The sequence below is a fragment of the Microvirga sp. TS319 genome, from assembly GCF_041276405.1.
In the GTDB taxonomy this organism is placed as follows: Bacteria; Pseudomonadota; Alphaproteobacteria; order Rhizobiales; family Beijerinckiaceae; genus Microvirga.
The window spans coordinates 3,003,641-3,028,261 of record NZ_JBGGGT010000002.1; the positions used below are offsets into that span (position 1 = coordinate 3,003,641).

Annotated in this window: 28 protein-coding genes and 1 pseudogene; 8 read left to right on the top strand and 21 right to left on the bottom strand. The window is 63.5% G+C overall.

Annotated features, from left to right (window positions below):
- Positions 1–111 precede the first annotated feature (111 nt).
- Positions 112–1,200, bottom strand: a complete 1,089-nt coding sequence (locus AB8841_RS23665; protein WP_370438210.1) for a TRAP transporter substrate-binding protein — start codon at positions 1,198–1,200, stop codon at positions 112–114.
- A gap of 333 nt (positions 1,201–1,533) precedes the next feature.
- Here AB8841_RS23665 and AB8841_RS23670 point away from each other — a divergent pair, with 333 nt between their 5' ends.
- The gene (locus AB8841_RS23670) at positions 1,534–2,271 is read left to right on the top strand and encodes a hypothetical protein (protein WP_370438211.1); all 738 of its coding nucleotides are present in this window, start codon (positions 1,534–1,536) and stop codon (positions 2,269–2,271) included.
- A 228-nt stretch (positions 2,272–2,499) separates the two neighbouring features.
- On the opposite strand, the gene AB8841_RS23675 is transcribed toward AB8841_RS23670, so the two are convergent.
- The 5 genes from AB8841_RS23675 to groES form a co-directional block, all read right to left on the bottom strand.
- Complete coding sequence (locus AB8841_RS23675; protein WP_370438212.1) at positions 2,500–2,826, bottom strand: cupredoxin domain-containing protein; 327 nt, start codon at positions 2,824–2,826, stop codon at positions 2,500–2,502.
- Entirely contained in the window at positions 2,823–3,359 is a 537-nt protein-coding gene (locus tag AB8841_RS23680) for a DUF4142 domain-containing protein (protein WP_370439354.1), read from the bottom strand. Before AB8841_RS23680 ends, AB8841_RS23675 begins: the two co-directional genes overlap by 4 nt.
- Before the next feature lie 133 nt (positions 3,360–3,492).
- Positions 3,493–4,191, bottom strand: coding sequence for an RNA polymerase sigma factor (locus tag AB8841_RS23685; protein WP_370438213.1), 699 nt, complete (start codon positions 4,189–4,191; stop codon positions 3,493–3,495).
- Positions 4,192–4,337: 146 nt separating this feature from the next.
- Positions 4,338–5,963 carry a chaperonin GroEL gene (groL, locus tag AB8841_RS23690; protein ID WP_370438214.1) on the bottom strand — a complete coding sequence of 542 codons (1,626 nt, stop codon included), beginning with the start codon at positions 5,961–5,963 and terminating at the stop codon, positions 4,338–4,340.
- A gap of 53 nt (positions 5,964–6,016) precedes the next feature.
- On the bottom strand, positions 6,017–6,331 hold the full coding sequence (gene groES, locus AB8841_RS23695; RefSeq protein WP_370438215.1) for a co-chaperone GroES: 315 nt from the start codon (positions 6,329–6,331) through the stop codon (positions 6,017–6,019).
- A gap of 234 nt (positions 6,332–6,565) precedes the next feature.
- On the opposite strand from groES, the gene AB8841_RS23700 reads away from it, so the two are divergent.
- The gene (locus AB8841_RS23700; protein ID WP_370438216.1) at positions 6,566–6,787 is read left to right on the top strand and encodes an alkylphosphonate utilization protein; all 222 of its coding nucleotides are present in this window, start codon (positions 6,566–6,568) and stop codon (positions 6,785–6,787) included.
- Between the two features lie 47 nt (positions 6,788–6,834).
- Here the strand turns inward: AB8841_RS23700 and AB8841_RS23705 are convergent, their stop codons facing one another.
- The 5 genes from AB8841_RS23705 to AB8841_RS23725 all read right to left on the bottom strand — a co-directional run bounded on the left by AB8841_RS23705 (position 6,835) and on the right by AB8841_RS23725 (position 10,494).
- A complete protein-coding gene (locus tag AB8841_RS23705; RefSeq protein ID WP_370439355.1) occupies positions 6,835–7,368 on the bottom strand; it encodes an SRPBCC family protein in 534 nt (177 codons plus the stop codon).
- A gap of 7 nt (positions 7,369–7,375) precedes the next feature.
- On the bottom strand, positions 7,376–7,744 hold the full coding sequence (locus tag AB8841_RS23710) for an ArsR/SmtB family transcription factor (protein ID WP_370438217.1): 369 nt from the start codon (positions 7,742–7,744) through the stop codon (positions 7,376–7,378).
- A gap of 66 nt (positions 7,745–7,810) precedes the next feature.
- Positions 7,811–8,032: a SlyX family protein gene (locus AB8841_RS23715; protein WP_370438218.1), complete on the bottom strand. Its 222-nt coding sequence runs from the start codon at positions 8,030–8,032 to the stop codon at positions 7,811–7,813.
- Positions 8,025–8,783 carry a rhodanese-related sulfurtransferase gene (locus AB8841_RS23720; protein WP_370438219.1) on the bottom strand — a complete coding sequence of 253 codons (759 nt, stop codon included), beginning with the start codon at positions 8,781–8,783 and terminating at the stop codon, positions 8,025–8,027. Before AB8841_RS23720 ends, AB8841_RS23715 begins: the two co-directional genes overlap by 8 nt.
- A gap of 301 nt (positions 8,784–9,084) precedes the next feature.
- A complete protein-coding gene (locus AB8841_RS23725) occupies positions 9,085–10,494 on the bottom strand; it encodes an amidase (protein ID WP_370438220.1) in 1,410 nt (469 codons plus the stop codon).
- A 330-nt stretch (positions 10,495–10,824) separates the two neighbouring features.
- Here AB8841_RS23725 and AB8841_RS23730 point away from each other — a divergent pair, with 330 nt between their 5' ends.
- The 3 genes from AB8841_RS23730 to AB8841_RS23740 all read left to right on the top strand — a co-directional run bounded on the left by AB8841_RS23730 (position 10,825) and on the right by AB8841_RS23740 (position 12,603).
- Positions 10,825–11,565: a Crp/Fnr family transcriptional regulator gene (locus AB8841_RS23730; RefSeq protein WP_370438221.1), complete on the top strand. Its 741-nt coding sequence runs from the start codon at positions 10,825–10,827 to the stop codon at positions 11,563–11,565.
- Between the two features lie 165 nt (positions 11,566–11,730).
- A complete protein-coding gene (locus AB8841_RS23735; protein WP_370438222.1) occupies positions 11,731–12,012 on the top strand; it encodes a hypothetical protein in 282 nt (93 codons plus the stop codon).
- A 153-nt stretch (positions 12,013–12,165) separates the two neighbouring features.
- Positions 12,166–12,603, top strand: coding sequence for a hypothetical protein (locus AB8841_RS23740; RefSeq protein ID WP_370438223.1), 438 nt, complete (start codon positions 12,166–12,168; stop codon positions 12,601–12,603).
- Between the two features lie 69 nt (positions 12,604–12,672).
- Here AB8841_RS23740 and AB8841_RS23745 read toward each other — a convergent pair whose 3' ends face one another.
- Positions 12,673–13,110, bottom strand: a complete 438-nt coding sequence (locus AB8841_RS23745; RefSeq protein ID WP_370438224.1) for an Lrp/AsnC family transcriptional regulator — start codon at positions 13,108–13,110, stop codon at positions 12,673–12,675.
- A 123-nt stretch (positions 13,111–13,233) separates the two neighbouring features.
- Between AB8841_RS23745 and rocF the strand changes: the two genes are divergently transcribed.
- Both rocF and AB8841_RS23755 read left to right on the top strand, forming a co-directional pair.
- The gene (gene rocF / locus AB8841_RS23750; protein WP_370438225.1) at positions 13,234–14,178 is read left to right on the top strand and encodes an arginase; all 945 of its coding nucleotides are present in this window, start codon (positions 13,234–13,236) and stop codon (positions 14,176–14,178) included.
- Between the two features lie 7 nt (positions 14,179–14,185).
- On the top strand, positions 14,186–15,244 hold the full coding sequence (locus AB8841_RS23755) for an ornithine cyclodeaminase (protein WP_370438226.1): 1,059 nt from the start codon (positions 14,186–14,188) through the stop codon (positions 15,242–15,244).
- Positions 15,245–15,451: 207 nt separating this feature from the next.
- Here the strand turns inward: AB8841_RS23755 and AB8841_RS23760 are convergent, their stop codons facing one another.
- From AB8841_RS23760 to AB8841_RS23790, 7 genes and pseudogenes are all read right to left on the bottom strand, one after another.
- Positions 15,452–16,699, bottom strand: coding sequence for an NAD(P)/FAD-dependent oxidoreductase (locus tag AB8841_RS23760; protein ID WP_370438227.1), 1,248 nt, complete (start codon positions 16,697–16,699; stop codon positions 15,452–15,454).
- Positions 16,700–16,783: 84 nt separating this feature from the next.
- Positions 16,784–17,491: pseudogene (locus AB8841_RS23765) on the bottom strand (ABC transporter permease); the annotation flags it as partial.
- A 1-nt stretch (position 17,492) separates the two neighbouring features.
- Positions 17,493–18,206 carry an ABC transporter permease gene (locus tag AB8841_RS23770; RefSeq protein ID WP_370438228.1) on the bottom strand — a complete coding sequence of 238 codons (714 nt, stop codon included), beginning with the start codon at positions 18,204–18,206 and terminating at the stop codon, positions 17,493–17,495.
- A gap of 85 nt (positions 18,207–18,291) precedes the next feature.
- Positions 18,292–19,053, bottom strand: coding sequence for an ABC transporter substrate-binding protein (locus AB8841_RS23775; protein WP_370438229.1), 762 nt, complete (start codon positions 19,051–19,053; stop codon positions 18,292–18,294).
- Between the two features lie 50 nt (positions 19,054–19,103).
- A complete protein-coding gene (locus AB8841_RS23780; protein WP_370438230.1) occupies positions 19,104–19,967 on the bottom strand; it encodes a MurR/RpiR family transcriptional regulator in 864 nt (287 codons plus the stop codon).
- A gap of 463 nt (positions 19,968–20,430) precedes the next feature.
- Positions 20,431–20,805, bottom strand: a complete 375-nt coding sequence (locus AB8841_RS23785; protein ID WP_370438231.1) for a hypothetical protein — start codon at positions 20,803–20,805, stop codon at positions 20,431–20,433.
- 36 nt (positions 20,806–20,841) lie between these two features.
- Positions 20,842–21,345: a hypothetical protein gene (locus tag AB8841_RS23790; RefSeq protein WP_370438232.1), complete on the bottom strand. Its 504-nt coding sequence runs from the start codon at positions 21,343–21,345 to the stop codon at positions 20,842–20,844.
- 559 nt (positions 21,346–21,904) lie between these two features.
- Here AB8841_RS23790 and AB8841_RS23795 point away from each other — a divergent pair.
- Positions 21,905–22,159, top strand: a complete 255-nt coding sequence (locus AB8841_RS23795; protein WP_370438233.1) for a hypothetical protein — start codon at positions 21,905–21,907, stop codon at positions 22,157–22,159.
- Between the two features lie 738 nt (positions 22,160–22,897).
- On the opposite strand, the gene rarD is transcribed toward AB8841_RS23795, so the two are convergent.
- Positions 22,898–23,854 carry an EamA family transporter RarD gene (rarD, locus tag AB8841_RS23800; protein ID WP_370438234.1) on the bottom strand — a complete coding sequence of 319 codons (957 nt, stop codon included), beginning with the start codon at positions 23,852–23,854 and terminating at the stop codon, positions 22,898–22,900.
- Positions 23,855–24,017: 163 nt separating this feature from the next.
- On the bottom strand, positions 24,018–24,410 hold the full coding sequence (locus AB8841_RS23805; RefSeq protein WP_370438235.1) for a GFA family protein: 393 nt from the start codon (positions 24,408–24,410) through the stop codon (positions 24,018–24,020).
- Positions 24,411–24,621 lie beyond the last annotated feature (211 nt).

Below are 24,621 nucleotides of genomic sequence, written 5' to 3' on the forward strand. Positions count from 1 at the left end.
GGCCCGCGCGATGCAAGCCCTCAAGCTCTCCGCTCGGAGCGTGGCAGCCCTGCAAAGGGAAAACCCGGCGCTTGGGGCGCCGGGTTTCGCGAGTTTCCGTCCGGTTCGGGCTCAGCCGCGGGTACGGGCGCGGATCATGTAGCTGTCGAACGCGTATTCGGCGACTTGGAACCAGAGATATTCCTCGTTCCGGAAGGCGCGAATCGAGTCGATGATCTTCTTGAAGTCCGCGTTCTCGGCCGAAATTTCCGCATAGACCTCGTTGGTCGCCTTGTAGGCGGCGTCGAGGATCTCCTGCGAGAACGGACGCAGCTGCGCTCCTCCGCCGACGAGGCTGCGGAGCGCCGCCGGGTTCTTGGCGTCATACTTGGACAGCATGTCCATGTTCGTGGCCATGCAGCCCGCCTGCAGGATCGCCTTGTAGTTCTTCGGCAGCGATTCCCACTTGGCCTTGTTGAACATGAAGTGGATCGTCAGGCCGCCTTCCCAGAAACCTGGATAGTAGTAGAACGGCGCGACCTTCTGAAAGCCGAGCTTCTCGTCGTCGTAAGGGCCGATCCACTCGGCGGCGTCGATGGTGCCGCGCTCGAGCGACGGGTAGATGTCCCCGCCCGCCACCTGCTGCGGAATGACGCCGAGCTTCGCCATGACCTGACCGGCGATGCCGGCGATGCGCATCTTGAGGCCCTTGAGATCCTCGACCGTCTTGATTTCCTTGCGGAACCAGCCGCCCATCTGGGTGCCGGTATTGCCGCCCGGAAGAGCGTAGAGGTTCTGCTTGGCCATGAACTCGTTCACGAGGTCGATGCCGCCGCCGTGGTAGTTCCACGCGTTCAACTGGCGGGCATTAAGGGTGAACGGAAGCGCAGCCGCAGCCGCATAGGTCGGGTCCTTGCCGACATAGTAATAGGCGGCCGTATGAGCCATTTCGACCGTGCCCGAGGACACGGCATCGGCTGCCTGGAAGGTGCCGACGATCTCGCCTGCGGCAAACGGCTGGATCTGGAACTTGCCCTCGGTCGCCTCGGCCACGTACTTCGACAGGAAGTCCGCGCCGCCATAGATCGTGTCGAGGGACTTCGGGAAGCCCGACGTCAGACGCCAGCGGATTTCAGGGTTCGACTGAGCGATGGCCGGCTTGGCTATGGCGCCGGCGGCGATGCCCGCACCGGCCGTGGCAAGAAAATTGCGGCGTTTCATGGGTCCCTCATCGGTCTTGGTATCTGTGTTGGTTACGCAACGTTAGCTTGTCAGGCAATTCGCCGTAAGAATAATGCATCAAATACGGTGCTTCCCACTTTGGCAGACTGTCATGAGCGCCTCCCGAGGCAGGTGCGGGATCTCCGGAAAATGTCGGAAAGAAGACACCTGTTGCGGCGAGGGATTACCTCGCATTCGCCAAGCATAGTGAGAGAATACCCCTAGCTCGCTGCCAGCAACTTCCTTTATTTCATAGAGTCGCCACATTTTCTTAACTGAATTTTATCGTAGCAAGGGGAAGGGCCAGAAGGCTCTTGGATGCCGATGAACAGGATGAGAGTTTTACTCGGCTCAGTCATCGCGCTTGCGGTCGTAAGCAGCAGTGCCGAAGCCCGGAAAGTCTATTACGATATCAACGGCAAGCGATATTCCTACAGTACGAACAATCGCGCGGAGGCGGTGCGAGCGAAAGAACGGATCGCAGCCGCCAAGGCCGCGAAAGCCGCGAAAGCGAAAGCCGACGAGGAGATCGCCAAGCACCCCCTGGTCAAGGCCCTGGGCTCGACGACGCAAAGAGAAGCCAGGCTGGCCCAGGAGAAGCTCGACCAGCTCCTCGACGGCCCGTCCACGACGGAAACCCGGAAATCCTCTCCCGAGCACTGGGCCAATCTGAAGGAGAAGCGGAAAGACGACGGGACGGACGAGCAGGCCAGCAAGGCGGCAGCGCCCGCGCCAGTGCCTCATGTCACCGCCGCCGTTCTTCAGGAGTCCACGCGCACGCCCCCGACCCTGGTCGCGGCCCCGCTTCCGCCTGTCGCCGAGCCGGTCGGTCCTTCGTTCCGGACGAAGGTCAGATCCATCTCCTTCGATGTCGAGACAGGCATCAAGACGACCGTCATGATCGACGGAGCGGTCGAGGAGGAACCGTTCGACAGCGGCGTGCTGGCCCATATCGCATCCGAGCAGGGACAGGCCAGCAGCCTGGTGGCCTTCGTGAAGAGGTTGCGCAAGATCGCATCCGACGAGGCGACGGGCTCGATCATGGCCGGGGCCGCACAGCCGGGCCCCTGAAACGCTAGAGCATCGAACGCAAAAGTGGGAACCGGTTTTTGCGTGAAAAGATGCTCGTGCAAGGAGAGCATCGAACGCAAAAGTGGGAACCGGTTTTGCGGGAGAAGATGCTCAAAGACAGAGACTGACTGCATCGGATGTGGGTTCGATTTCACACCCGATGCTGCAGGTCGTTCGGGCCCTCGTCAAAGACCCGCGCCGAGGCCGAGCGGCGCGGGCTCTGTCGTTTCAAGGCTCGACGATGATCTCCCCCGTCATGGTGGGATGATAGCGGCAGATGTAATCGAAGGTGCCAGGAACCTTCATCACGGCGCCCCCGCTCCGACCGGGCATCAGGTCGACATCCCAGCTCTTGTCCATCGCCGTCGCGGTATGAGCGACGATGTCCTGGTTCTGCCATTCCACCACATCGCCCACATGCACCCTGATCTGCTTCGGACCGTACGCGACCTCCTTCATGACCACGCGATCGACCTCTCCCGCGGCCGAGGCGGGCCCGAGCAACAGGAGGGAGACGGCGAGGGCCTTGATCGGTCTCGCAACCGTCATGGTCATTGCAGGGCCGCTCCGGATTGCGTGGAGAGATCGTGCACCAGATGCTCCGCATGCTGCTCATGCCCCTGGAAGATCTTGAGCCCGGTGGAGAGCAGATCCTTCAATTCGCCGTTGGTCGCGGACGGGATGAGCGTATTCTGAAGCGCGCCGTTCACCTGCTGGTGAAAGGCGACTTCGTTCTGCGCGTAGGCTTTGTCGAAGGCTGCGCCCTTCAGGCCTTCCAGTTCTTTGCGCTTCGCATCCGCCTGCTGCACGAGAGCGCGGCTCGTATCGTTGTCCTCCGGCTTGACGTTCAGCTTCTTGACGAGCGCCAGAGCCTTCTCGTTCACTGCTTTGTGGTCACGCACCATGTCGTCCGCGAAGGTGCGCACCTCCTTGTTCTTGGAGTGCTTCAGGGCGAGTTCCGCGGCTTTGATGTCGATCTCGCCCGCCGTGTAGGCAATGTGCGCGATCTGGGGGTCGGTGGGGCGAGGTCCCTGCTGGGCGAGCGCTTCTTGAGAGGCGAGACAGAGGCAGGCCCCCAGCAGGGCCATGGGAAGTCTGGACATGCGATCCTCCTGTAGCATCCGGCATGAGCGGGACATCCGGGAGAATGTCCTTCATGTCCTGGGATTGGATGCGGCAGGGACGAGCGGGGTTCCCGACGAAAGGCACCGTACCGCGAGATCAGCCCTGCGCCTGTTCCAGGCGGCGCATGACGCGCTCCGCGATCCGTGCGCAGCGCTGGCCGTCGAAGGGAAAGGCGTCCTTCAGGGTCGAGACGAGCTGCGCCGCCAAGGCCCGCCGCAGCAGCAGCCGCGCCCGGTGCAGGCGCGTCTTCACCGTCGCTGGATTGATCCCGAGCTGGGAGGCGGTTTCCTCGATGCTCATCTCCTCGATCTCGCGCATCATGAAAACTGACCGGAAATCCGGCGGCAGGCCATCCACAGCCCGCTCGAGCATCCGGCGAAGCTGGGCGCGCCCGGCATCGTCTTCCGGATCGGTCGAGTTGGAAGGACCGGAAAACATCAGCACCCGCGCCTGCCCGTCCTCCATCCGATCCAGCAGGCTCAGATCCACGAGGTCCCGTCGCCTCCGCACGCGCCCGAGCGCCTCGTTGATCACGATGCGCGTCAGCCAGGTGGACAGGCGGGCATCGCCCCTGAAATCCCGCAAATGGGAAAACGCCTGGAGATAGGCTTCCTGCACCGCATCCTCGGCCTCCGTGTCGTTCCCGAGGATCCCGCGCGCAACCCGGTAGAGGCGCCGGTTGTGACGCTGCATGATGGCTCTGAACGCCTGGCCCTCTCCGGCCAGGGCATGCCGGACGAGCCCGGAATCGTCCAGGGCTCCCGGATCGGCGACGGCTTCCATCCTGATCCGCATGCGACACCTGCCTGAAGCGACACTGCCTTCGGGATCTTGGATGCTAGCATGTCCGAAAAGGTTCCCGCAGCCTCGGCGCAGGCGCGCATGAAAAACGGCGCCGCGATCGCGGCGCCGTCCTGTCCGATTGACGATTGGAAGCGGGTTCAGAAGTCCATGCCGCCGGGCATGGCGGGCGCTGCGGCTTCCTTTTTCGGCTTCTCGGCGATCATGGCCTCCGTCGTGATGAGGAGCCCCGCGATGGAGGCGGCGTCCTCGAGAGCCACGCGCACGACCTTCGCCGGATCGATGATGCCGAATTTGTAGAGGTCGCCGTATTCGCCGGTCTGGGCGTTCCAGCCAGACGCGTAATCGGCGGCCTCCGCCACCTTGCCGACGATCACCGAGCCGTCCTCGCCCGCGTTGAGGGCGATCTGGCGGGCCGGAGCCTGGAGAGCGCGGCGCACGATCTCAACGCCCGTCTTCTGATCGGCGTTGACCGACGTGACGCCGTCGAGCGCCTTGAGGGCCCGCAGCAGCGCGATGCCGCCACCGGGCAGGACGCCCTCCTCGACCGCAGCCTTGGTGGCGTGCATGGCGTCGTCGACGCGGTCCTTCTTCTCCTTCACCTCGACTTCGGTCGCGCCGCCGACGCGGATCACCGCGACGCCGCCGGCGAGCTTGGCCAGGCGCTCCTGGAGCTTCTCACGGTCGTAGTCCGAGGTGGTCTCCTCGATCTGCGCCTTGATCTGGCCGACGCGGGCCTCGATGTCCTTCCTGTCGCCCGCGCCGTCGACGATGGTGGTGTTTTCCTTCTCGATCACCACCTTCTTGGCGCGGCCGAGCATATCGAGGGTGACGTTCTCGAGCTTGATGCCGAGGTCTTCGGAAACGACCTGGCCCTTCGTGAGAACGGCGATGTCCTCGAGCATGGCCTTGCGGCGGTCGCCGAAGCCCGGCGCCTTGACGGCGGCGATCTTCAGGCCGCCACGCAGCTTGTTGACCACGAGGGTGGCGAGCGCTTCACCTTCGACGTCCTCGGCGATGATCAGCAGCGGCTTGCCGCTCTGCACCACGGCCTCCAGCACGGGCAGCATGGCCTGGAGACCGGAGAGCTTCTTCTCGTGGATGAGGATGTAGGGATCCTCCAATTCCACCCGCATCTTCTCGGCATTGGTGATGAAGTACGGCGAGAGATAGCCGCGGTCGAACTGCATGCCCTCGACGACTTCGAGCTCGGTCTCGAGCGACTTCGCCTCCTCGACGGTGATCACACCCTCGTTGCCGACCTTTTGCATGGCTTGGGCCAGCATGCGGCCGACCTCCGCGTCACCATTCGCCGAAATGGTGCCGACCTGGGCGATCTCGTCGTTGGAGGTGACCCTCTTGGCGTTCTTCCGGAGATCCGCGACGACCGCCTCGACGGCCATGTCGATGCCGCGCTTGAGGTCCATCGGGTTCATGCCGGCGGCCACGGCCTTGGCGCCCTCCTTCACGATGGCCTGGGCGAGCACGGTCGCGGTCGTGGTGCCGTCGCCGGCGCGGTCGTTCTGCTTCGAGGCCACTTCGCGCACCATCTGGGCGCCCATGTTCTCGAACTTGTCCGAGAGCTCGATCTCCTTGGCGACGGTGACGCCGTCCTTGGTGATGCGCGGCGCGCCGAAGGACTTTTCGATCACCACGTTGCGGCCCTTCGGACCCAACGTGACCTTCACCGCGTCGGCCAAGATGTCGACGCCGCGCAGCATCTTCTCGCGCGCATCGGATGAGAATTTGACTTCCTTAGCAGCCATTGTTCGTCACTCCTTCGAGACGTAACGATATGTGACTCGTGAATTGCCTGGCCTCAGGCGGCCTTCTTCTGGGCGGCGGCCTCTTCCAGCACGCCCATGATGTCGCTCTCCTTCATGATGAGGAGATCCTCGCCGTCGATCTTCACTTCCGTGCCGGACCACTTGCCGAAGAGCACGCGGTCGCCGACCTTCACGTCGAGAGCGACGAGCTGTCCCGCCTCGTTCCGGGCCCCGGGACCCGCGGCGACGACCTCGCCCTGCTGGGGCTTCTCCTTGGCCGTGTCGGGGATGATGATGCCCCCCGCCGTCTTCTCTTCCGCATCGATCCGCTTGACCAGGATGCGGTCATGCAAAGGACGGAACTTCATGAAGCTTCCTCCAATGTTTTCAGTGCGTTAACTGCCACAAACGGAGCCTCTCGGGGCCTCCGCGAGCGGAAATTTGGTCGAACAAGCTTCACCGTTCAAGAGGGGTGATGAAAATTTTTTGGCACTTGGGCAGGTGGAGTGCCAAGCAAGTCGGTAATCGTCCCGATGGACAAAGGATTGGCCCGGCAGCTATGCCCCATCCGACATGGCGCACGAGATACCCGGGAGACCGATATGACCGATAGCATTGTCAGGGACAGCAATGGAGCCACGCTCAGCGAGGGCGATTCCGTGCAGGTCATCAAGGACCTGAAGGTGAAGGGTTCGTCCACGACCCTCAAGCGGGGCACCGTGTTCAAGAACATTCACCTGACGGGCAACGAGGAGGAGATCGAGTGCCGTTCGGCGCAGATCAAAGGCCTGGTGCTCAAGACCTGTTTCGTGAAGAAGGTCTGACGGTCGTCCGCCCGGCTCGACCGGGCGGAGCTTCATCCTGACCTCTCTCAGGCCGGCATCCGCTGGTCGTATTCGTCCTTCAGGCGGGACCAGCCTTCCCAGAACGGCTCCGGCTCCTCGCCTCTTACACGAGCGGCCAGTATGTCGAGATGCATGTGCCAACCGGCGCTGACGTTCAGCAAGGTCGAACGATCCGGCACGCGGCGGTGGATGACTGTGAGCAGCACCTCGTCGCCCTCCGGCTCCAGTTCGAAAGTGACTCCGCCTGTGCTTCCCCAGGTGATGGCGATCTTGCGCGGCGGATCGAGCTCGGTGATGCGGCACTCCATCCTCTGCTCTTCCGAAAAGCCGGCAGGACGCCGGCTCGGCGGATTGTTGAGTTCGTCATTGCGCCAGACGAGTTCGACCGAGGCTCCCGCCCGCATCTCCATCGGACCAGCCGCCAGCCACTGACGACGCAAGTCGCTCTCCGTGAGATAGGCCCAGATGCGCTCGATGGGACCGGGCAGAAGGCGCTTGATCGTCAATGTGGCAGGCTCGGTCAGCATGCCATAGGCGTCAAGGGTCGCAAGATCAGTCATCGCAAGATCAGTCATGGGGCGTCTCCTTCGAGGGTGGGTTTTTGCGGGCATCCTCTTCACGGAGGAGCCGCTCCAGCACATCCAGACGTTCTGTCCAGAAGTGTTCGTAGAATGTCAGCCACTCGTGAGCGCCCGCGAGCGGTCCGGGGTCGAGGCGGCACACGTGGGTGCGTCCCCGCACCTCGCGACGGATCAGGCCCGCGTTCTCCAGCGCCTTGATGTGCTTTGAAGCCGCGGCGAGCGAGATCGCGAAGGGCTCTGCCAATTGACTGACGGTCCGCTCGCCCGCGGCGAGGTTGCGGAGCATCCGCCGTCGCGTGGCATCGCCCAGGGCGTGAAAGACGGAGTCCAGTCGAGATGTCTGTAATTCAACCATGTGGTTGAATGTATGCGCGCGCGTTCAGATAGTCAACCATCTGGTTGAATGATAAACCTGCGGGTCTCAATAATGCGGCGGCGGAGGCTCCGGCGCGCGAGGCCCGGCCGAGCCGTCCTCGACCTCCTGGACCCGGTCGAGCAGTTCGGCGAGTTGGCGCTTCAACGCGTCGATCTTCTTCCACTGGTCGATGACGGTCTGGTTCAGGTCCTCGATCACCTGATCCTGATAGGCGGTTCGCACCTCCAGGGCTTCCAGGCGCGCCTCGACGGATCGCACATCACTCATCGGTCAACAGGCTCCTGTCCTCCGGACGCTCGGCGAGACCATGGCCGAGGGACACGCGCTCGTCGAACACGAAGCAGCCGCCGCTCCAGCGGCTTTCGGCCTCCGGCACATTCTCGAGATATTTCAGGATGCCGCCCTTCAGGTGATAGACCTCCTCGAAACCCTGGCCCAGCATGTAGGAGCTGGCCTTCTCGCAGCGAATTCCGCCGGTGCAGAACATGGCTACCTTCCGGTGCCGGGCGGGGTCGAGTTCCTTTCGCACGAATTCCTTGAATTGGCTGAACGTCCCGATCCGCGGATCCACCGCGCCCTCGAAGGTCCCCATCGCGACCTCGAAATCGTTGCGGGTATCGAGCAAGATGACCTCGGGATCGGCGATCAGCGCATTCCAGTCGGACGGCGAGACATAGGTGCCGACCTGCCGGGTCGGATCGGTCTGCGGGTCGCCGAGCGTCACGATCTCCTTCTTCAGGCGCACCTTCATGCGCTTGAACGGCATCTCGGAGGCGGTCGAGAACTTCAGCTCGAGATTGTCGAGCCGGCCCCGAAACAGGGCTCCCTCGCGCAGCTCCGCGATGAGGGCATCGATCCCCTCCTCCGTTCCGGCCACGGTGCCGTTGATTCCCTCCCCGGCGAGCAGGAGCGTGCCCCTGATGCCGAGATCGGAACAGACAGCATGGAGCGGGTCGCGGATCTCCCGGAAATCGGGCAGCGCGACGAACTGATAGAGAGCGGCCACTTTGTACGTCATGGCCGTTCTCTACCAGCGGTCGGCCTTCCGGAAAACCCGGTGCGACGATCCGTGGTGCCATACATCGCCACGTCATGCCTCGCGTCTCGAGCAGCGTGCGAAGAAGTGGCGAACCGGCTCTTCGCGAGGAACGATGCTTCATCAAAAAGAGAGAGCAAGCGTTCTGCTCCCGTCAGAATGCTTGCTCTTGGCCGGACATGAGCCGGCCCCCACGCCTTCAGAACGGCTGAGCCTGAAGGGCATGGCTTCCGGGCCAGACCCGGGATGACAACGAGGCCGGCACGGACGGGAGGGGCTGCCTTCACGGCGTCGGCCAAGGCCGCCTGTCGGAGCACATCTCCTCCCAGGCCCGCGAGAGCCTGAGAACCCCGACGTCGTCGAAACGGCGGCCGATGATCTGCAGGCCGATCGGCAGCCCGGCTTTCGTGAAGCCCGCATTGACCGAGGCCGCGGGCTGATCCGACATGTTGAAGGCGACCGTGTAGCCGATATGCTCGAAGGGCCTTTGGGGATCGTGGATCGGGGAAGCGAGCTCGGCCTCGTATGCCACGTTGGGAGCCACCGGCGAGAGGACGAAATCGAAGCCGTGGGTGGCCGCCACGGCCGCATGGCGCATCGTCATCATCTGGTTCATGCCGGAATAGACCCGCGCTCCGGTCAGGTCCTTTCCACCCTCGGCCCAGGACAGGATATAGGGCAGGACCTTGGCGCGCTCTTCCTCGCCTAGGGGAGAGATGTCCATCCAGGCGCGCTGGCGCCAGAAATCGTCGAGGCCGTCGAGCATCTCGCGGGAGACGAAAGGCTTCATCTCCTCGACAATGGCCCCGGCCTCCCTGAATGCCGTAGCGGCCCTCTCCACCGCGGCGCGCACCTCGAGATCGAGAGGCAAGCCGATCCCGGCCTCCATCATGAGGCCGAGCCTCAGCCCTGTGACGTCGATCGCGAGATCGAGCCAGGGCAGGTCCTGATACGGCAGGCTCATCGGATCGCGGGCATCCGGCCGCGTCAGGCTCGTCATCATCAGGGCGGCATCGTGCACGGTGCGCGTCATCGGCCCGGCGACGCGTCCGTAATAGGTCGGGTCGATGGGCACGCGTCCGAAGCTCGGCTTCAATCCAAACACGCCGCACCACGAGGCCGGCAGGCGAATGGAGCCGCCGATATCCGTGCCGATGTGAAACGGGCCGTAGCCCGCAGCGGCAGCAGCCCCCGCGCCCGCCGAGCTGCCGCCCGGATTCTTGGATGGGTCCCAGGGATTGCGGGCCAGCGGATGAAAACTCGACAGGCCGGAAGAGAGCATGCCGTAATCCGGCATCGTGGTCTTGGCGAGAATGACGACGCCGTCCTCGCGCAGGCGCGCCGCCGCGGGCGCATCCGCCTCGGCGGGCGTGAGCGGCCGCGCCGCCGTCCCGAGGGGCACCGGCGTGCCCCGGGTCGCGATGTTCTCCTTGATGGTTGCGGGAATGCCGTCGAGCGCCCTCGCCTCTCCCCGGGCCCAGCGCCGTTCAGATTCCAGGGCACTCTTCAGCGCCTCGTCGGGATCATACGCGTAGAGGGCCTGAAGACGGGGCTCGCAAGCCTCGATGCGCGCAATCACGGCCTTGGTGACGTCGACGGGCGAAACAGCCTTGGCGGCATAAGCCTCGAGCAGATGCGCAGCCGGCCAGTCGGCCAGATCGGAGGAGAGTCGAGGAAAGGGTCTTGCACTCACGTGAATGGTCCCGAAGCAGCATGGAATCGCGTTATTGCCATGCTGCGCCATCGCCTTCCCAAGGTAAACAGGGGTAATCCCGAAGAGAATGCCGGAATCGCGATCCGGACCTGCCTTGACGAAAGGGGCATGAAATACCTCCTTTTCACCATTCCTCTCTCCGTTAGGCGAATGAACCTATTGGATCGGGGCGGATTTTCAGGGTCACCCCGTGCGACAATCCGGCTCGCAGCGGCGGCCGATCGATTGACACCTCAGGTTGCACTAGGATCTTGTACGTCGATCGGCTCCAAACCGAGCCGGCATCGATTCAGATTGGTACGCCTCGATATGCCGCCTTGTTCCGACGCGGTCCCCCATCGCAAGAATCGGCTCCTTGCAGCCTTGGAGCCCGAGGATTTCGGTGTCCTCGAGCCGCATCTCGAAATTGTAGACCTTCCGAAAGGCGGGCTCGTGTACGATGCCGGGGAGTTCATCCGGTATACGTACTTCCCCCACAACGCCATCGTGTCCCTGTCGACCATCCTGAAGGACGGCGGCACCGTGGAGATGGCCCTGTTCGGGCGGGAGGGCATGTTCGGCCTCGTGAGCGCGCTCATGACGCGCCAGTCCTTCGGGCGCTATGTCACGCAGGTCGCCGGCACGGCTTCGCGGGTCGTGGTGGATCGCCTGATCGATGTCGGGCGCGAGCGTCCCCGGGCCCTCGAACTGATGTTCAGGTTCACGGAAGCGCTTCTGGCGCAGACGCTTCAAACCGTCGCCTGCAATGCCGTTCATAGCGTCGAGGCCCGCTGTTGCCGCTGGATCCTGACGACGCGCGACCGCGTCGATCGCGACGCTCTCCCCCTGACCCACGAAACGCTCGCCGAAATGCTGGGTGTGCAGCGCTCGACCGTCAGCAGTGTCACACGGGCTCTGCAGACGGCTGGTTTAATCCAGCAGGGCCGAGGGGTGATCACAATCATCAACCGCGCCGGGCTCGAGCAGATGTCCTGCGAATGCTACCGCAGGATCCGCAGGAGCTTCGAGCGGCTGCTCCCCGGCACCTATGGATTGGCGGAGCAAGCATGACCGTAAGTATCCGCTCGCCTCAAAAATGAGGCCAGCTATGCAAAGGCACCGCTTCGCCAAAAGATGAGGCCAAAAATTTCTCGGTTTTGTCGGAAACACAACAGACGGAGTACTCAGGCGTCAGTACCATTAATGTCGTTAACCTAAGTTAATATGGAGCAAGGGATGAAGGAAACCGAGTTCTGTAATAACAATCCACATATCTCGCAAGGCAATCACAGAATTTACTCTCCGGCTACTCAACCCTTACTTCAGTCTCTCCTTTCAACCTTGGCTGATATAGACGTCGAGTACGAACGTCAGAGAGAGAGGGTCAACAAACGCTCGACGGATCTCAACCTGAAAATCCGCGTGCTCGAAAGACTCAAGGCGCAGCACCAGGAACGGCGCCTGCCGTATATCCAGCAATTGGCCATCTTACAGGAACGTATGATCCCGCACAGATAACCGGCGCATTCAAGGCTATCTGCAACCCAACAATCAACACAGGATCGCACGCATCTATGCGAAGCGACTTCGGGGCCCATAACAATGCATCAGGTCACGGCACGCCACCGTCAGATCTGAGCGTCACTCCTGTTTTCTCAAGGGAATGAGCCCATGACTGAAGAAGAAATTGAAATCGTCGCGGAGGAACTGGCGAAAATCGGCGGCGTCTCCTGGTATCCTGGGCGCGAACAGGGCACCCTGATGAGACTGGTCACCGACCGCTATCGCGACCGGGCCCGTGTCGCGATCGAAGCTCTCGACCGCTACCGCGCAGGCCGAAGCGCCTCCGTCGTTCAGGACAACGGCCATCAAGAGCGTTGCGCACAAAGCAAACCGCCTCACGCGGCATCCGGAGAGATCAAGCCCGGCAGCACGGTGGTCTATCGGCCTCCCGGGGATCGGCGGGCCTATCCCTGCCGCGTGGTCGAGATCGAAGGCAGCCGTGCCTATCTCGCTCCGATCCTCAGGGCGTGCACGGATTGGGTGTCGATCGAATACCTCACCCCGCAGAGCGAGGTTCAGTCGCTCGCATCGCGGGATCAGAATTGACGCCGTGGCCCTGTCCCGGCGCGAGAGCGCGGCAGCGCCGGGGCACTTGGCTGCGCACGATCTCCTTCGCTACAATCTAGCCCGGGTGCTGCGCGGGGTCGCCAGCAGCAGATTGGTCTCCGATGCGATCACGCCGGGGATCAGACGGATGCGCCTGAGGATGCCGTCGAAATCGGACAGGTTGGCCGCCCCCAGCTCCACGATGAGATCCCACTTCCCGTTCGTCGTGTGAATGGCGCTGACTTCGGGAAAACCGCCCAGGGCATCCACGACCCGATCGGCCGCGCGTCCCTCCACCTCGATCAGCATGATGCCCCGCACCGGCAGGGACACCGCGTCGGCCCGCAGGATCACCGTATAGCCGACGATATCCCCCGAGCGCTCCAGCCGCTCCATGCGCGACCGCACGGTCGCGCGGGAGACATCGAGCTCGAGCGCGAGATCCGAGACGCTGCGCCGGCCATTGTGACGCAGAAGCGTGATGAGGCGCTGATCGAGATCGTCCATGGCCGCCACTTTGCAAAATAATAGCTTCCAGATTGGTCGATTATGTTTCTCGAATTGTCAAACTGCCTTGTTCAAAACGCCAAGCCCATCCCCTAGCTTGGCTCATGAGATGTGGAGAAACCGATGACGCAAAAACGCTGCCTTCTTATCGGGGTGCCCGTTCAGGAGGGCTCGGGCCGGCTCGGCTGCGATATGGGACCGAGCGCCTTTCGCACGGCCGGCCTTGCGACCGAACTCGCCGGCCTGGGCTACGAGGTCGAGGACCGGGGCAATCTCGCGCCCGCCCGCCAGCGGGCGCTGAAGCACGAGAACCCGGCCGTCAAGGCGCTGCCTGAAACGGTCGCCTGGACCGAGGCCATCGCCGAGGCGGCCTTCGCGGCGAGCGGAGAAGGCATTCCGATCTTCCTCGGCGGCGATCACAGCCTGTCGGCGGGCTCGATCACGGGCCTCGCCCGGCGCGCCGCAGAACAAGGCCGCGAGTTCTTCGTGCTCTGGCTCGATTCGCATCCGGACTTCCACACCCTCGAGACCACGACGAGCGGCCACCTGCACGGCGTTCCCATGGCCTATGCTACGGGCCGCCCGGGCTTCGACGGCTATTTCCCGAAGGTTTCTCACCCGGTGAAGCCGGACCATGTCTGCATGATGGGCATCCGCAGCGTCGACCCGGCGGAGCGCGCAGCGCTCGCCCCCTCGGGCGTCACGATCCACGACATGCGCGCCATCGACGAGAACGGCGTCGGCCCCCTCCTCGACGCCTTCCTGAAACGCGTCGCCATGGCGGACGGCATTCTTCACGTGAGCCTGGACGTGGACTTCCTCGACCCCGGGATCGCGCCGGGCGTCGGCACCACGGTTCCGGGCGGCGCCACCTTCCGCGAGGCCCATCTGATCATGGAGATGCTGCACGACAGCGGGCTCGTGAGAAGCCTCGACCTCGTCGAGCTCAATCCCTTCCTGGACGAGCGGGGCCGGACGGCTCTGCTCATGGTCGATCTCGCCTCGAGCCTCATGGGCCGGCGCGTTCTCGACCGTCCGACCCAAAGCTACCGCCACACCCCAAAGTGAAAGCACCATGACCCCGAAGCTCAACATCGTCCCCTTCGTCAGCGTCGATCACATGATGAAGCTCGTTCTCGCCGTCGGCGTGGAGCGCTTCCTGATCGAGCTCGCCGAGTACATCGAAACCGATTTCCGCCGCTGGGAGCTGTTCGACAAGACGCCGCGCGTGGCCTCGCACAGCCGCGAGGGCGTGATCGAACTCATGCCTACCAGCGACGGCGAGGTCTACGGCTTCAAATACGTGAACGGCCATCCCAAGAACACGCGCGAAGGACGCCAGACCGTCACGGCCTTCGGCGTGCTGGCGGATGTAGGAACCGGCTATCCCGTGCTCCTGACCGAGATGACCATTCTGACCGCCCTGCGCACCGCCGCGACATCGGCCGTCGCCGCCAAGCATCTGGCGCCGAAGAACGCCCGCACCATGGCGATCATCGGTAACGGCGCGCAGGCCGAGTTCCAGGCCGTCGCCTTCAAGGCGCTGCTCGGCATCGACAGGCTGCGCCTTTATGACATCGACCGTTCGGCAAGCGCCAAGTGCGTGCGCAATCTCGTCGGCCACGGCTTCGACATCACGGTGTGCGGCACCATCGAGGAAGCGATGGAGGGGGCCGAGATCGTCACCACCGTGACGGCCGACAAGCAGAACGCCACGATCCTCACCGACAACATGGTCGGCTCGGGCCTGCACATCAATGCGGTCGGCGGCGACTGCCCCGGCAAGACGGAGCTGCATGCCGACATCCTCAAGCGGTCGGACATCTTCGTCGAATACCCGCCCCAGACGCGCATTGAAGGCGAAATCCAGCAGCTCGCGCCCGATTATCCGGTCAAGGAGCTGTGGCGGGTCATCGCCGGCCAGGAGCCGGGCCGCGCCAGCGACCGCCAGATCACCCTTTTCGATTCCGTAGGCTTCGCCATCGAGGATTTCTCCGCCCTTCGCTACGTGAAACGGCAGATCGAGCAGACCGGCCTTTACGACGAACTCGATCTCCTCGCCGACCCGGACGAGCCGCGCGACCTCTTCGGCATGCTCCTGCGTGCCGCCGTCGCGGCCCCGACGGCTGCGTAAAGCCGCAGCCTCGACCCCGGGCAGTCGTGTCCCGACCGGCCATGACGGGGAAGCGATGACGTTGGCGTCGAAGCGGGCGCGGCCTTCGGTTCGCGCGCGCTGCTCTACAGCATCGGACGTGAAGTCGAACCCACATCCGATGCTGTAAGCCAGTGCTTTTGAGCATCTTTTCACGCAAAACCGGTACCCACTTTTGCGTCCGAGGCGCTAAAAGCGATCCGCGCGGTACGGCGACGGATCGCAGAACGGCTCCTCGCCCGTCATCATCTCCGCGAGCAGGCGGCCCGTCGCGGGGCCGAGGGTCAGTCCGTGATGGGCATGGCCGAAGCAGAACCACAGTCCCGTATGGCGAGGAGCCGGTCCGATGACGGGACGCATGTCCGGCAGGCAGGGTCTGCGCCCGAGCCACGGCTTCGGATCGACGCGCTCGCCGAGAGGAAACAGATCGCGGGCGAGCGTCTCCGCCTGATCGAGCTGCCGGGGGTCGTCAGGCGCATCGAACCCGGCAAGCTCCACGCCCGTGGTCAGCCGGATGCCCCTGGTCATCGGAGCGAGAACGTATCCGCCCTCGAAATCGAGCACCGGCTGGTTCAGGCGCGCCTCTCCCCTCGCGCTGTAATGCATATGATAGCCGCGCTTGAGCGCCAGCGGGATCCTGTATCCGAGCGGCTTGAAGATCCGGTCCGACCAGGGGCCGAGGGCGACGACGACCTGCCCAGCCGTGACGATCCCGTCTTGCGTCGCGACGGTCCAGTCGCGCCCGCTTCGTGTCAATGTCCGGGCATCGCCGGACGCGAAGCGACCGCCCTGGGACGTAAAGAGCCTTGCATATCCCTTCGTGAGCGCCGCCGGGTCCGTTACCGTCGTGGGATCGCGCCAGTGGATGGCCCCGATGGGCGCGCCCAGCAGATCGGGTTCGCGCTGCTTGAGTTCCGCGACGTCGAGCACGTCGTATCGCAGTCCGTATTTCTCCACGTCGGCTGCTGCGGCCAGGGCCTTCTTTCGTCCCTCCAAGGTCCGGAATGTCTCGATCCACCCGCTGCGGCGCAGAAGATGCGTCATGCCGGCCCTTTCGATGAGCCGGTCGTGCTCTGCCACGCAGCTTTCGATGAGCGGCAGCATGGCGTCGGTGGCCTCGCGCAGACGCTCCGGCGAGGAGTGCCGCCAGTACTGGAACAGCCACGCGCCCATTTTCGGCAGATGGGACAAGCGGTAGCGCACGTCCGGAGAGCGGTTCAGTCCGTAGCGGAGCAGAGCCGGGAGCCGGCGCGGCATCGCATAGGGAATGACGCTCGCCCGCTCGATGAGACCGGCATTGCCGTAGCTCGTCTCCTCGCCCGGCGAGCGGCGGTCCACGAGACAGACGGAGCGGCCGCGCGACTGGAGGTGGAGGGCGGCGGACACACCGACGATTCCTGCGCCGAGCACGACGACGTCATAACGCATGATGAGCAATCTTTACTGAGCGTTGGGTTTGAGAGCGGTCTTCGCCGGACGGGTGAACCAGGCCCGACGCGTCGGTTGAGGCAGTTCCCCCACCCGCAGATGACGGGTCAGCCGCCTTTCGAGCAGCGCCCAGAGCCGCCTGATGCATTCGACGATCACGAGGTAGAGCACGGCCGCCCACAGATAGAGCTCGAAATTGTACGAACGCGAGAAGGCGAGCTTGGTCACGCCCATGAGGTCGTAGATCGTGACGAGCGACGCGATGGCGCTGGCCTTGATCATGAGGATCAGTTCGTTTCCGAGCGGCCGCAGACAGACGATCATCGCCTGTGGAAAGATGACCTTCACAAAGGTGATGGCCTTGTGCATGCCGAGCGCCGCAGCAGCCTCGCGCTGCCCGCGCGGCACGGACTGGATGGCGCCCCGGAAGATCTCCGCCTGATAGGCGGCCGTGTTCAGGGTGAACGCGAGCAGGGCGCAGTACCAGGCCTCGCGGAAGAACCACCAGAGGCCGAGATCGGTCCAGAAGGCACGCAGCGATCCGAGGCCGTAATAGAGCAGAAACAGCTGCGCGAGCAGCGGCGAGCCGCGGAAGAAATAAATATAGGCGCTCGTGAACCAGCGAAGGAAAGCCTTGTCCGAGAGGCGCGCCAGGGCCAGCAGCAGCCCGAGGATGCCGCCGAGCGTGAAGGAGATCGCCACCAGCTGCGCCGTGACGCCGACGCCTTCGACGAAGCGCCAGCCGTAGCGATCGAGAAGATCGAGATCGAGAACGAGGCCAACAAGATCGCGAAACGTCATTCTAGCCTCTCGCATGGCCGCGATTGGCGCGGCGTTCCAGAACCGTGAAGGCGAGCCCCGATCCCGCCGAGAGCACCAGGTAGATGACGCAGGCCGCGAAATAGAACACCACAGGCTGCTTCGTGGCGCCCACGGCGAGGTTCGTCTGCCGCATCAGGTCGACCAGCGAGATCGTCGAAATCAGCGACGTGTCCTTCAACAGGGTCAGCCAGTTGTTGGACAGCCCCGGCAGCGCCGCCCGCAGGAGCTGCGGAAACACGATCAGCCGGAAGGTCAGGAGCCGGGACAGCCCCAGCGCGCTTCCCGCCTCGTACTGCCCGCGCGGAACGGTGTTGAGCGCGCCCACCCAGACCTCGCTGGAAAAGGCCGCGAGAACCAGGCCGAAGGCCACGACTCCGGCCAGGAAGGCGTTGATCTGCAGCTGCCCTCCGTAGCCCATCGCCGCCATGAGGCGCTGGATCAGGATCTGGCCGCCGTAATAGACCATCAGCAGGGTCAGGAGCTCCGGCAACCCACGAAAGACCGTCGTGAAGAGAGTGGCCACGGCACGTGCCCGCGTGCTGCGGGAGCGTGCCATCAGGGCGATGGCGAGGCCCAGGAAAATGCCGACGGGCAGAGTGGCGAGCGCGAGCGACAGGGTCACGGCGGTTCCTGCCGCGAGCGCGCTGCCCCAGCCGCCATCGGAAAAGGAAAGAAGCGACAGAATATCCTGCAACGGACCGTCCTTTGCGCAGGGATCGCGGCAGGCGCCGGCGCGATGAGCCTGCGCCTGCCGACAGTGAAGCGTTGTTCCTGACGATTTAATAGATGTCGAATTCGAAGTATTTGTCCTGGATCTTCTTGTAGGTGCCGTCCGCGACGATCTCCTTGATCGCCTTGTTGAACTTCTCCTTCAGATCCTTGTCTTCCTTGCGGATCGCGATCCCGGCCTCGGACATGGTGCCCTCGATGTCGCCCAAGAGCTTGCAGCAATCCTTGCCCGCGTTCTTCAGCCATTCGACCAGAACGAACTTGTCGGCGACAGAAGCATCGAGCCGTCCGTTGGCGAGATCGGCATTGGCCTCGTCCTGCGTCGGATAGAGCTTCGCCGAAGCGCCCGCCTTCCCGTACACGTCCTCGGCATAGATCGCCTGGGTCGTGGACGATTGCGCACCGACCGTCATGCCTTTCATGGTGGCGGCAGTGGTGTCCTTGATCTTCGAGTCGTTCGGAACGGCGACGGACAGCGGCGTGCGGTAGTAGCGGTCCGTGAAATCGATCTGCTTCTTGCGCTCGTCGGTGATCGTCATCGAGGCCACGACCGCATCGAATTTCTTGGCGAGCAGCGCCGGGATCATGCCGTCCCAATCCTGGGCCACGACGGTGCACTTCACCTGCATCTTGTCGCACAGCGCATTGGCGATTTCGACGTCGAAGCCCTGCAGCTTGTTGTTGGAATCGATGAAGTTGAAGGGCGGATAGGCACCTTCCGTTGCGATGACGATCTCCTTCTTGTCCTGCGCGAACGCCAGCGACGTCATGCCCAGGACGCAGATGCCTGCCGCGAGAAGTGTCTTGTACATTCTTGTACCCTCTGTTGTTTCGACCTGACCGGTCCTCTCCACGCCTGACCTCACGGGCTCTCCGTGTAGCCGACGAATTCGTGATAAAGCGCGGCCGTCGCATTCAGCCGCTCTTCGACCTGCGGGCCGAGCTCGTTGAAGACGGCATTCAGCAAAAGATGCACGAGAGACAGCATCGGCGCGGTCGATTCCCAGAACAGATTGAGATCGGTCGGGATGCGGAACACCTCGCTCGTGCAGCCATCCGCCCAGTCGCAATAGATGTCCGTGACCAGGGTGACCGGAATGCCGCGCCGATGCGCCTTCAGCGCCAGAAGTTCGGCGTGCCTGGAATAGCGGCGCGCCTCGAAGATCACGAGCGCCGATGCCTCCTCGCCTCCGAGCAGCGCCTCGGCGAAATGGCCGGAGCCCGCGTCGAGCAGATGCACGCCGTCGCGCAAATACTGAAGGTTATGGACGAGCGAGGCGGCGATGCCCCTCTCCGTCTGGAAGCCGGCCACATGGACCCGCGACGCCGTCGCCAAGCGGTGACTTACCGCCTTGAAGGCCGCCGATTGCGCATATTCGTAGACCCGGACCAGGGCCGCGATCTCCAGCTCGAAGCTCTTCGTAAGCTCGCCGAGATCGTGGCGGCTGCGCCTGCGGAATTCCTTGAGCCGGTCGCCCAGGAGCCAGGGGCTTCCGCCCAGATCTGTCCTCAGGTGATCCTTGAGGTCCTTGAGGTGCCGATAGCCGATGGCACGGCAGAAACGCCCGACCGTAAGCTCGCTGACGCCGATCTTCTGGGCGATGGTGGCCGAGGTCTCGAAGGGCAGCTCGTTCAGGTTCGCGAGCATGTAGCTCGCCACTGCCCTGCCGGACGCCGTGGCCCTCTCCAGGCTCTCTTCGAGGCGCTGCTTTACGTGCTGGCTCAAGACCGCTCTCCCCCGGGCCATTAAGACAGCTCTCTGACATAAAAGCAATCATTGCTATCTTTCTGTCATTGAGAGGCTGACAGGGCGTATGCGTCTGGCCCATCGTCCGGGAGAAGCCGAAGGGCCGCGACAGCCAGCCACGTCGTCACACCGCAAAGACGTGGATCCCCGGGTCAAGCCCGGGGATGACGCCCCATGATGTCATGTCGGACGGACACACCGCGTCATGGCCGGGCGCGACCCGGCCATCCACGTCGTCATGAACCGCGGCGACGTGAAGACGCGGGCTTCCTTGCGGAAAACCGGGTTCACTTTTCGCGAGCGCGGCCCGCCGAGGCTGCACGATGCGCTAGAGCATCGGACGTGAAAAGTGGAATCCACTTTTGGGATCAATCCGATGCTCCCTTCCTAGAGGAGCGCATCGTTCTCGCGAAAAACCGGGGCCACTTTTCCGCACGATGCGCTAGCGGGTCGGAGGCGGCCCTCCGGGAGGTGTTCCGCCCGAGCCGCCACCTCCTCCGCCACCTCCGCCCGGCATCGTATTGCGGGCGCGTTCCAGAAGCGTCGTGGCGGCATCAACGCAGGCCCTCATGGAATCCCGCGGATCGCAGCGCACGGCGAGAGTCGCATCGCCTGAGCGAAGCAGGAACCCGGCGCCGCGCTGCGAGCCCCGGCTTGCCATGCCGCCGCCATCGTCGATTCCGCGCAGGAGATCCTCGAGTCCGCGATCACGGCGACCGTAGCCTCCACCACGGTCGTCGGAGTCGTTCGAGCTTTGGCTGAAGGCGGGCAGCGAGATCAGCATCAGGCCGGCCGCCATAACAAGGACCTTCTTCATCTCAGTTCTCCCATGGGTCAGGACATTCGGTTCGGATCAGTCGCGGCAGATGCGCCTGCGCACCACGACCAGGAGGCTCCAGTCCTGCTCACGCAGGATTCGGGTGAAGAAGAAGCAGCGGCCTCCCGAGCGATCCGCAATCCGTTCGCGCAGACGGTCGCGCAAGCCGCCGCCTCCGCCGCCGCTCTCATCCTCCCACCGTGAGGCGAGGCGTTCGCGCAGGCGCTCGCGCAGCTCCGGATGATCCTGCAGAAATTCCCTCAACTCGGCTCGGCGATCCATGCGATCACGCCTCATGTCCATGAGTTCGTCGCGCCGGTCGCGGCGCTCCTGAATCATGTCCATCAGCATGTCGCGGCGGTCAGGGCGTTCGTCGACCCAGCTTTGGATGAGATCGCGCAGGCTGCCGCCCCCGACATCGGTTTCGCTGTTGCTCCAATCGTCGTCCTGCGCCGCCGCCGGACCGGTCGTCGCCAGGAAGAGTGTCGGTGACGCGACGAGCGTGAACGCCGCTACCGCCAAAACGGACAAACGGGTCATGATGTTTCTCCAGTTGTGAACGAAACGCTTCAACTCGGACGCACATCCGCGCCGTTCAGCGAGCCTTTCGCGCCCCACACGACAGCGGGGCGGGTTCGGCGCGGGAACCCAGGCTTTGCCGTGAAAAACCAGTGTCGTCGCAAGGCTGGAGCTCGAAGCGCATGGCTTGAAAGCTGCACTCTTCAAGGCACCGGCTGATCGGCATGCTCATTCTAGCGAGCATGGTGTCCTGATTGAGTCCGCCCCCTCGCTCTCGAAGGGTCGCCCGCGAGAATTAAGCGGTAGTCCTTTCCCACTTCCGAGAGCTCCGACAAAGCATCGGCCCCAAAAGTGGAATCCCCTTTTGGGATCGGATCCGATGCTCTCTTCTTTGAAGGAGCGCATTGTGCGGATCCGGCGGGCCGCGCGATGCGCCAGGGCTCGTGTCACAAAGTGTTCAGCCCTTGTCCCAATGAATCAAGCGGCTTCCGGCCGAACCTGCTCTCATCGAAAGGCCCCGAATGCGCGAGCATGGGCAGCAGCTCGCAGACCCCTCGCGGGCCCTTGGAGGAATGACGCAATGAAAGCCGTCTTGACCGCAACGATGCTTGCGATCGCACTCGCAGCCTCACCGGCCCTGTCGCAGCAGTCCCGGGACCCGTTCGAGGCTTCGGGCGAAATCCGGATTCCGTCCCAAGAACAGCTCGAGCGGGAGGTGTTTACGCAGCCGCGAAACGACTTCTCGTCCATCGACACTGTGGCCGACGGCGAGATGGACCGCATGGACCGCCGGATCGATAGCCTCGTCGATCGCGGCATCTGCAGCGGCTGCTGATCCGGAAATTCGAGCATAGTCGGAGCAGAGACGTCACTTTTCGATACGCGATATCGTACCGCTTTCGATGTCGCCGACAGCCGAACAGCCGCAATATCCCCAGTCTTGTCCGAAGTAGTCGCCCCGCTTTCCAGCGGGCGCGAAGGGGGAGCCACATTCTGGCCTTACTGCCAAGCAAGCTTTGTCCGCATGCCCTTAGGGCAATCTAGAGCATCGTTCGAAGAACCGGTTCTTCGAACGATGCTCCATCAAAGAGATCGAGCAAGCATTCTGGTCCCGTCAGAATGCAATTTGCTCTCGTCGGAAGGAACGAGGACCCATCACCCGATGCGAGACAGCACACTATCAACCTCATCGCCTGACATTTCCCCCGCTCTGCGCCAGCTCGAGCGGACGATCGTCGCATCGATCGCCCTGATGAAGCGCATGCGGCGCGAGCGGCGGCGATCCCTGCGCCCGGACACGGCAGCTGAGAGCGCGAAGCCCTAGCGCATCGTGCGAAAAAGTGGATCCGGTTTTTCGCAGCAAACGATGCGCTCATCGAAGAAAGGAGCATCGAATTGACCCCAAAAGTGGATTCCACTTTTGGGTCCGATGCTCAGGAGCATCGTGCGGACCCAGCGGGCCGCGCCAGCGCATCGTGCGAAAATCCGCGACCGATTTTGCCTGGAAAGAGGCTCACAATCAAAATGTTGAGGCACTGGACGTGAGTTCGACGACACGCCCAGTGCTCTCGCGTCATGCACGCGAAGCCGGCCGACTTGCCGGCCGACTTGCGGACGATTTCAGGGCCCCGGCGCTGTAGACCGCGAGCGCCGTCCAGATCGCCGAGAACGCCATGGCATCGATCCATCCGAATGCCTCGCCGTAGACGAGAACGCCGAGGGCGAGCTGGCCGGTCGGCGCCAGATATTGCAGCAGACCCAGCGTCGATAGTGTGAGCCTCTGGGCGGCTGCCGCGAACCAGATCAGCGGCGCTGCGGTGGTCAACCCCGTCAGGACGAGGAGAACGTCGCGGCTCCAGTCGCCCTGGAACGCGGTGGCGGTGCCCTGCCCGAATGTGAACGCGCAATAGCTCAGCGCCAGAGGGCTCAGCAGAAGAGACTCGACGCAGAAACCGACCAGCGGGCCGACCTGCACGGTCTTTCGCACGAGGCTGTAGAAGCCGAAGCTGAAGGCGAGCGTCAGCGCGACCCAGGGGACTTCGCCAGACGAGACGGCAAGCGCCACTACGCCGGCGCCAGCAAGCCCGCAGGCAATGACCTGCGCCGGATGGAGACGCTCTCTCAGAACGAGGACGCCGAGCGCGACATTGATCAGCGGATTGATGAAGTAGCCAAGGCTCGTCTGGACGAGGTGTCCGTTGTTCACGGCCCAAATATAAACGAGCCAGTTCATGCCGATCAGGCCAGCCGACACGCACAAGAGCCCCAGCCTGCGCCCGAACGTCAAAACCTCGATGAGATGCGCGAGCTGCCTGCGGAACGCGATGAGGCCGAGCGCGAACAGCGTGGCCCAGACGATGCGGTAGGCCAGAATCTGAAACGGCGGAACGGACGAAAGAAGTTTGAAGTGGAGCGGGACGACCAGGCCCCACGTGAAGAATGCGGCCAGCGCGTAAAGGATTCCCGTCCCGGCGGTTCGCGCCTCGGGCTGCTGGACCGGATCCAGCGCAATCGTGTCCTGGTGCTTCATGAGGTGCTGTACGGAATGGATCCACTGGGGCGGCCAACCGGGTCGTAGCGGAATTCGGGCCGGAGGGATAGCCGTCCGCCGCAGACCGGAACGCCCGTTGGCCCAGAGCGCGGTGCCCCGGATGGACATTCGCGCCCGTCATCGGACGCGCCTGTCTTACGGCCTAATCCTCGAAGCGGCTCGTGGGATCGCGATCGCGCTCGTAGCAGCGCGTGAACGGAAACGGCGGCACCCAGGACTCGCGGCGGACGGTCCAGAGTTCGTAAGTAGGCACCAGCTGGTCCGGAGCATCCAGGGATCCCAGATGCACTTCGACTTCGTCCGCCGTGCGCGAGAAGACGGGCGAACCGCAGCGGGGACAGAAGAACCGCCCGGCGTAGTCGCGTGTTTCGCCGTCGATCGTCACCGCGTCCTGCGGGAACACCGCGGAGGCATGGAAAAGAGCCCCATGATGCTTGCGGCAGTCGAGACAATGACAAAGGCCGACCCGGTACGGCAGTCCCGACGCCACGATTCGAACGTTGCCGCACAGGCAGCCGCCCGTGAAACGGTTCATGCCGCGTCTCCTCTGGTTGGGCAGTCCGTGGAGTCTGGGGTTATCAGATCCGGCAACTCGATCGGAGGCCGAGTTATCCCCAGAGTTGTCCTTGTACTATGCACCTGATTCACAGGGAAATATCCCCCGAATATCCCCGGCGCGCAGAAGTTCTAGTGATGCCTGGGTGATATGGCGGAGACGGAGTCCGCCAGTTCACGTTTATCGTGAT

What these genes read in the sequence shown, in the direction of transcription:
- AB8841_RS23665 (WP_370438210.1), bottom strand. Translation starts at nt 1,200, where the DNA reads ATGAAACGCCGCAATTTTCTTGCCACGGCCGGTGCGGGCATCGCCGCC.
- AB8841_RS23670 (WP_370438211.1), top strand. Translation starts at nt 1,534, where the DNA reads ATGAGAGTTTTACTCGGCTCAGTCATCGCGCTTGCGGTCGTAAGCAGC.
- AB8841_RS23675 (WP_370438212.1), bottom strand. Translation starts at nt 2,826, where the DNA reads ATGACCATGACGGTTGCGAGACCGATCAAGGCCCTCGCCGTCTCCCTC.
- AB8841_RS23680 (WP_370439354.1), bottom strand. Translation starts at nt 3,359, where the DNA reads ATGGCCCTGCTGGGGGCCTGCCTCTGTCTCGCCTCTCAAGAAGCGCTC.
- AB8841_RS23685 (WP_370438213.1), bottom strand. Translation starts at nt 4,191, where the DNA reads ATGCGGATCAGGATGGAAGCCGTCGCCGATCCGGGAGCCCTGGACGAT.
- groL (WP_370438214.1), bottom strand. Translation starts at nt 5,963, where the DNA reads ATGGCTGCTAAGGAAGTCAAATTCTCATCCGATGCGCGCGAGAAGATG.
- groES (WP_370438215.1), bottom strand. Translation starts at nt 6,331, where the DNA reads ATGAAGTTCCGTCCTTTGCATGACCGCATCCTGGTCAAGCGGATCGAT.
- AB8841_RS23700 (WP_370438216.1), top strand. Translation starts at nt 6,566, where the DNA reads ATGACCGATAGCATTGTCAGGGACAGCAATGGAGCCACGCTCAGCGAG.
- AB8841_RS23705 (WP_370439355.1), bottom strand. Translation starts at nt 7,368, where the DNA reads ATGACTGATCTTGCGACCCTTGACGCCTATGGCATGCTGACCGAGCCT.
- AB8841_RS23710 (WP_370438217.1), bottom strand. Translation starts at nt 7,744, where the DNA reads ATGGTTGAATTACAGACATCTCGACTGGACTCCGTCTTTCACGCCCTG.
- AB8841_RS23715 (WP_370438218.1), bottom strand. Translation starts at nt 8,032, where the DNA reads ATGAGTGATGTGCGATCCGTCGAGGCGCGCCTGGAAGCCCTGGAGGTG.
- AB8841_RS23720 (WP_370438219.1), bottom strand. Translation starts at nt 8,783, where the DNA reads ATGACGTACAAAGTGGCCGCTCTCTATCAGTTCGTCGCGCTGCCCGAT.
- AB8841_RS23730 (WP_370438221.1), top strand. Translation starts at nt 10,825, where the DNA reads ATGCCGCCTTGTTCCGACGCGGTCCCCCATCGCAAGAATCGGCTCCTT.
- AB8841_RS23735 (WP_370438222.1), top strand. Translation starts at nt 11,731, where the DNA reads ATGAAGGAAACCGAGTTCTGTAATAACAATCCACATATCTCGCAAGGC.
- AB8841_RS23740 (WP_370438223.1), top strand. Translation starts at nt 12,166, where the DNA reads ATGACTGAAGAAGAAATTGAAATCGTCGCGGAGGAACTGGCGAAAATC.
- AB8841_RS23745 (WP_370438224.1), bottom strand. Translation starts at nt 13,110, where the DNA reads ATGGACGATCTCGATCAGCGCCTCATCACGCTTCTGCGTCACAATGGC.
- rocF (WP_370438225.1), top strand. Translation starts at nt 13,234, where the DNA reads ATGACGCAAAAACGCTGCCTTCTTATCGGGGTGCCCGTTCAGGAGGGC.
- AB8841_RS23755 (WP_370438226.1), top strand. Translation starts at nt 14,186, where the DNA reads ATGACCCCGAAGCTCAACATCGTCCCCTTCGTCAGCGTCGATCACATG.
- AB8841_RS23775 (WP_370438229.1), bottom strand. Translation starts at nt 19,053, where the DNA reads ATGTACAAGACACTTCTCGCGGCAGGCATCTGCGTCCTGGGCATGACG.
- AB8841_RS23785 (WP_370438231.1), bottom strand. Translation starts at nt 20,805, where the DNA reads ATGAAGAAGGTCCTTGTTATGGCGGCCGGCCTGATGCTGATCTCGCTG.
- AB8841_RS23790 (WP_370438232.1), bottom strand. Translation starts at nt 21,345, where the DNA reads ATGACCCGTTTGTCCGTTTTGGCGGTAGCGGCGTTCACGCTCGTCGCG.
- AB8841_RS23795 (WP_370438233.1), top strand. Translation starts at nt 21,905, where the DNA reads ATGAAAGCCGTCTTGACCGCAACGATGCTTGCGATCGCACTCGCAGCC.
- rarD (WP_370438234.1), bottom strand. Translation starts at nt 23,854, where the DNA reads ATGAAGCACCAGGACACGATTGCGCTGGATCCGGTCCAGCAGCCCGAG.
- AB8841_RS23805 (WP_370438235.1), bottom strand. Translation starts at nt 24,410, where the DNA reads ATGAACCGTTTCACGGGCGGCTGCCTGTGCGGCAACGTTCGAATCGTG.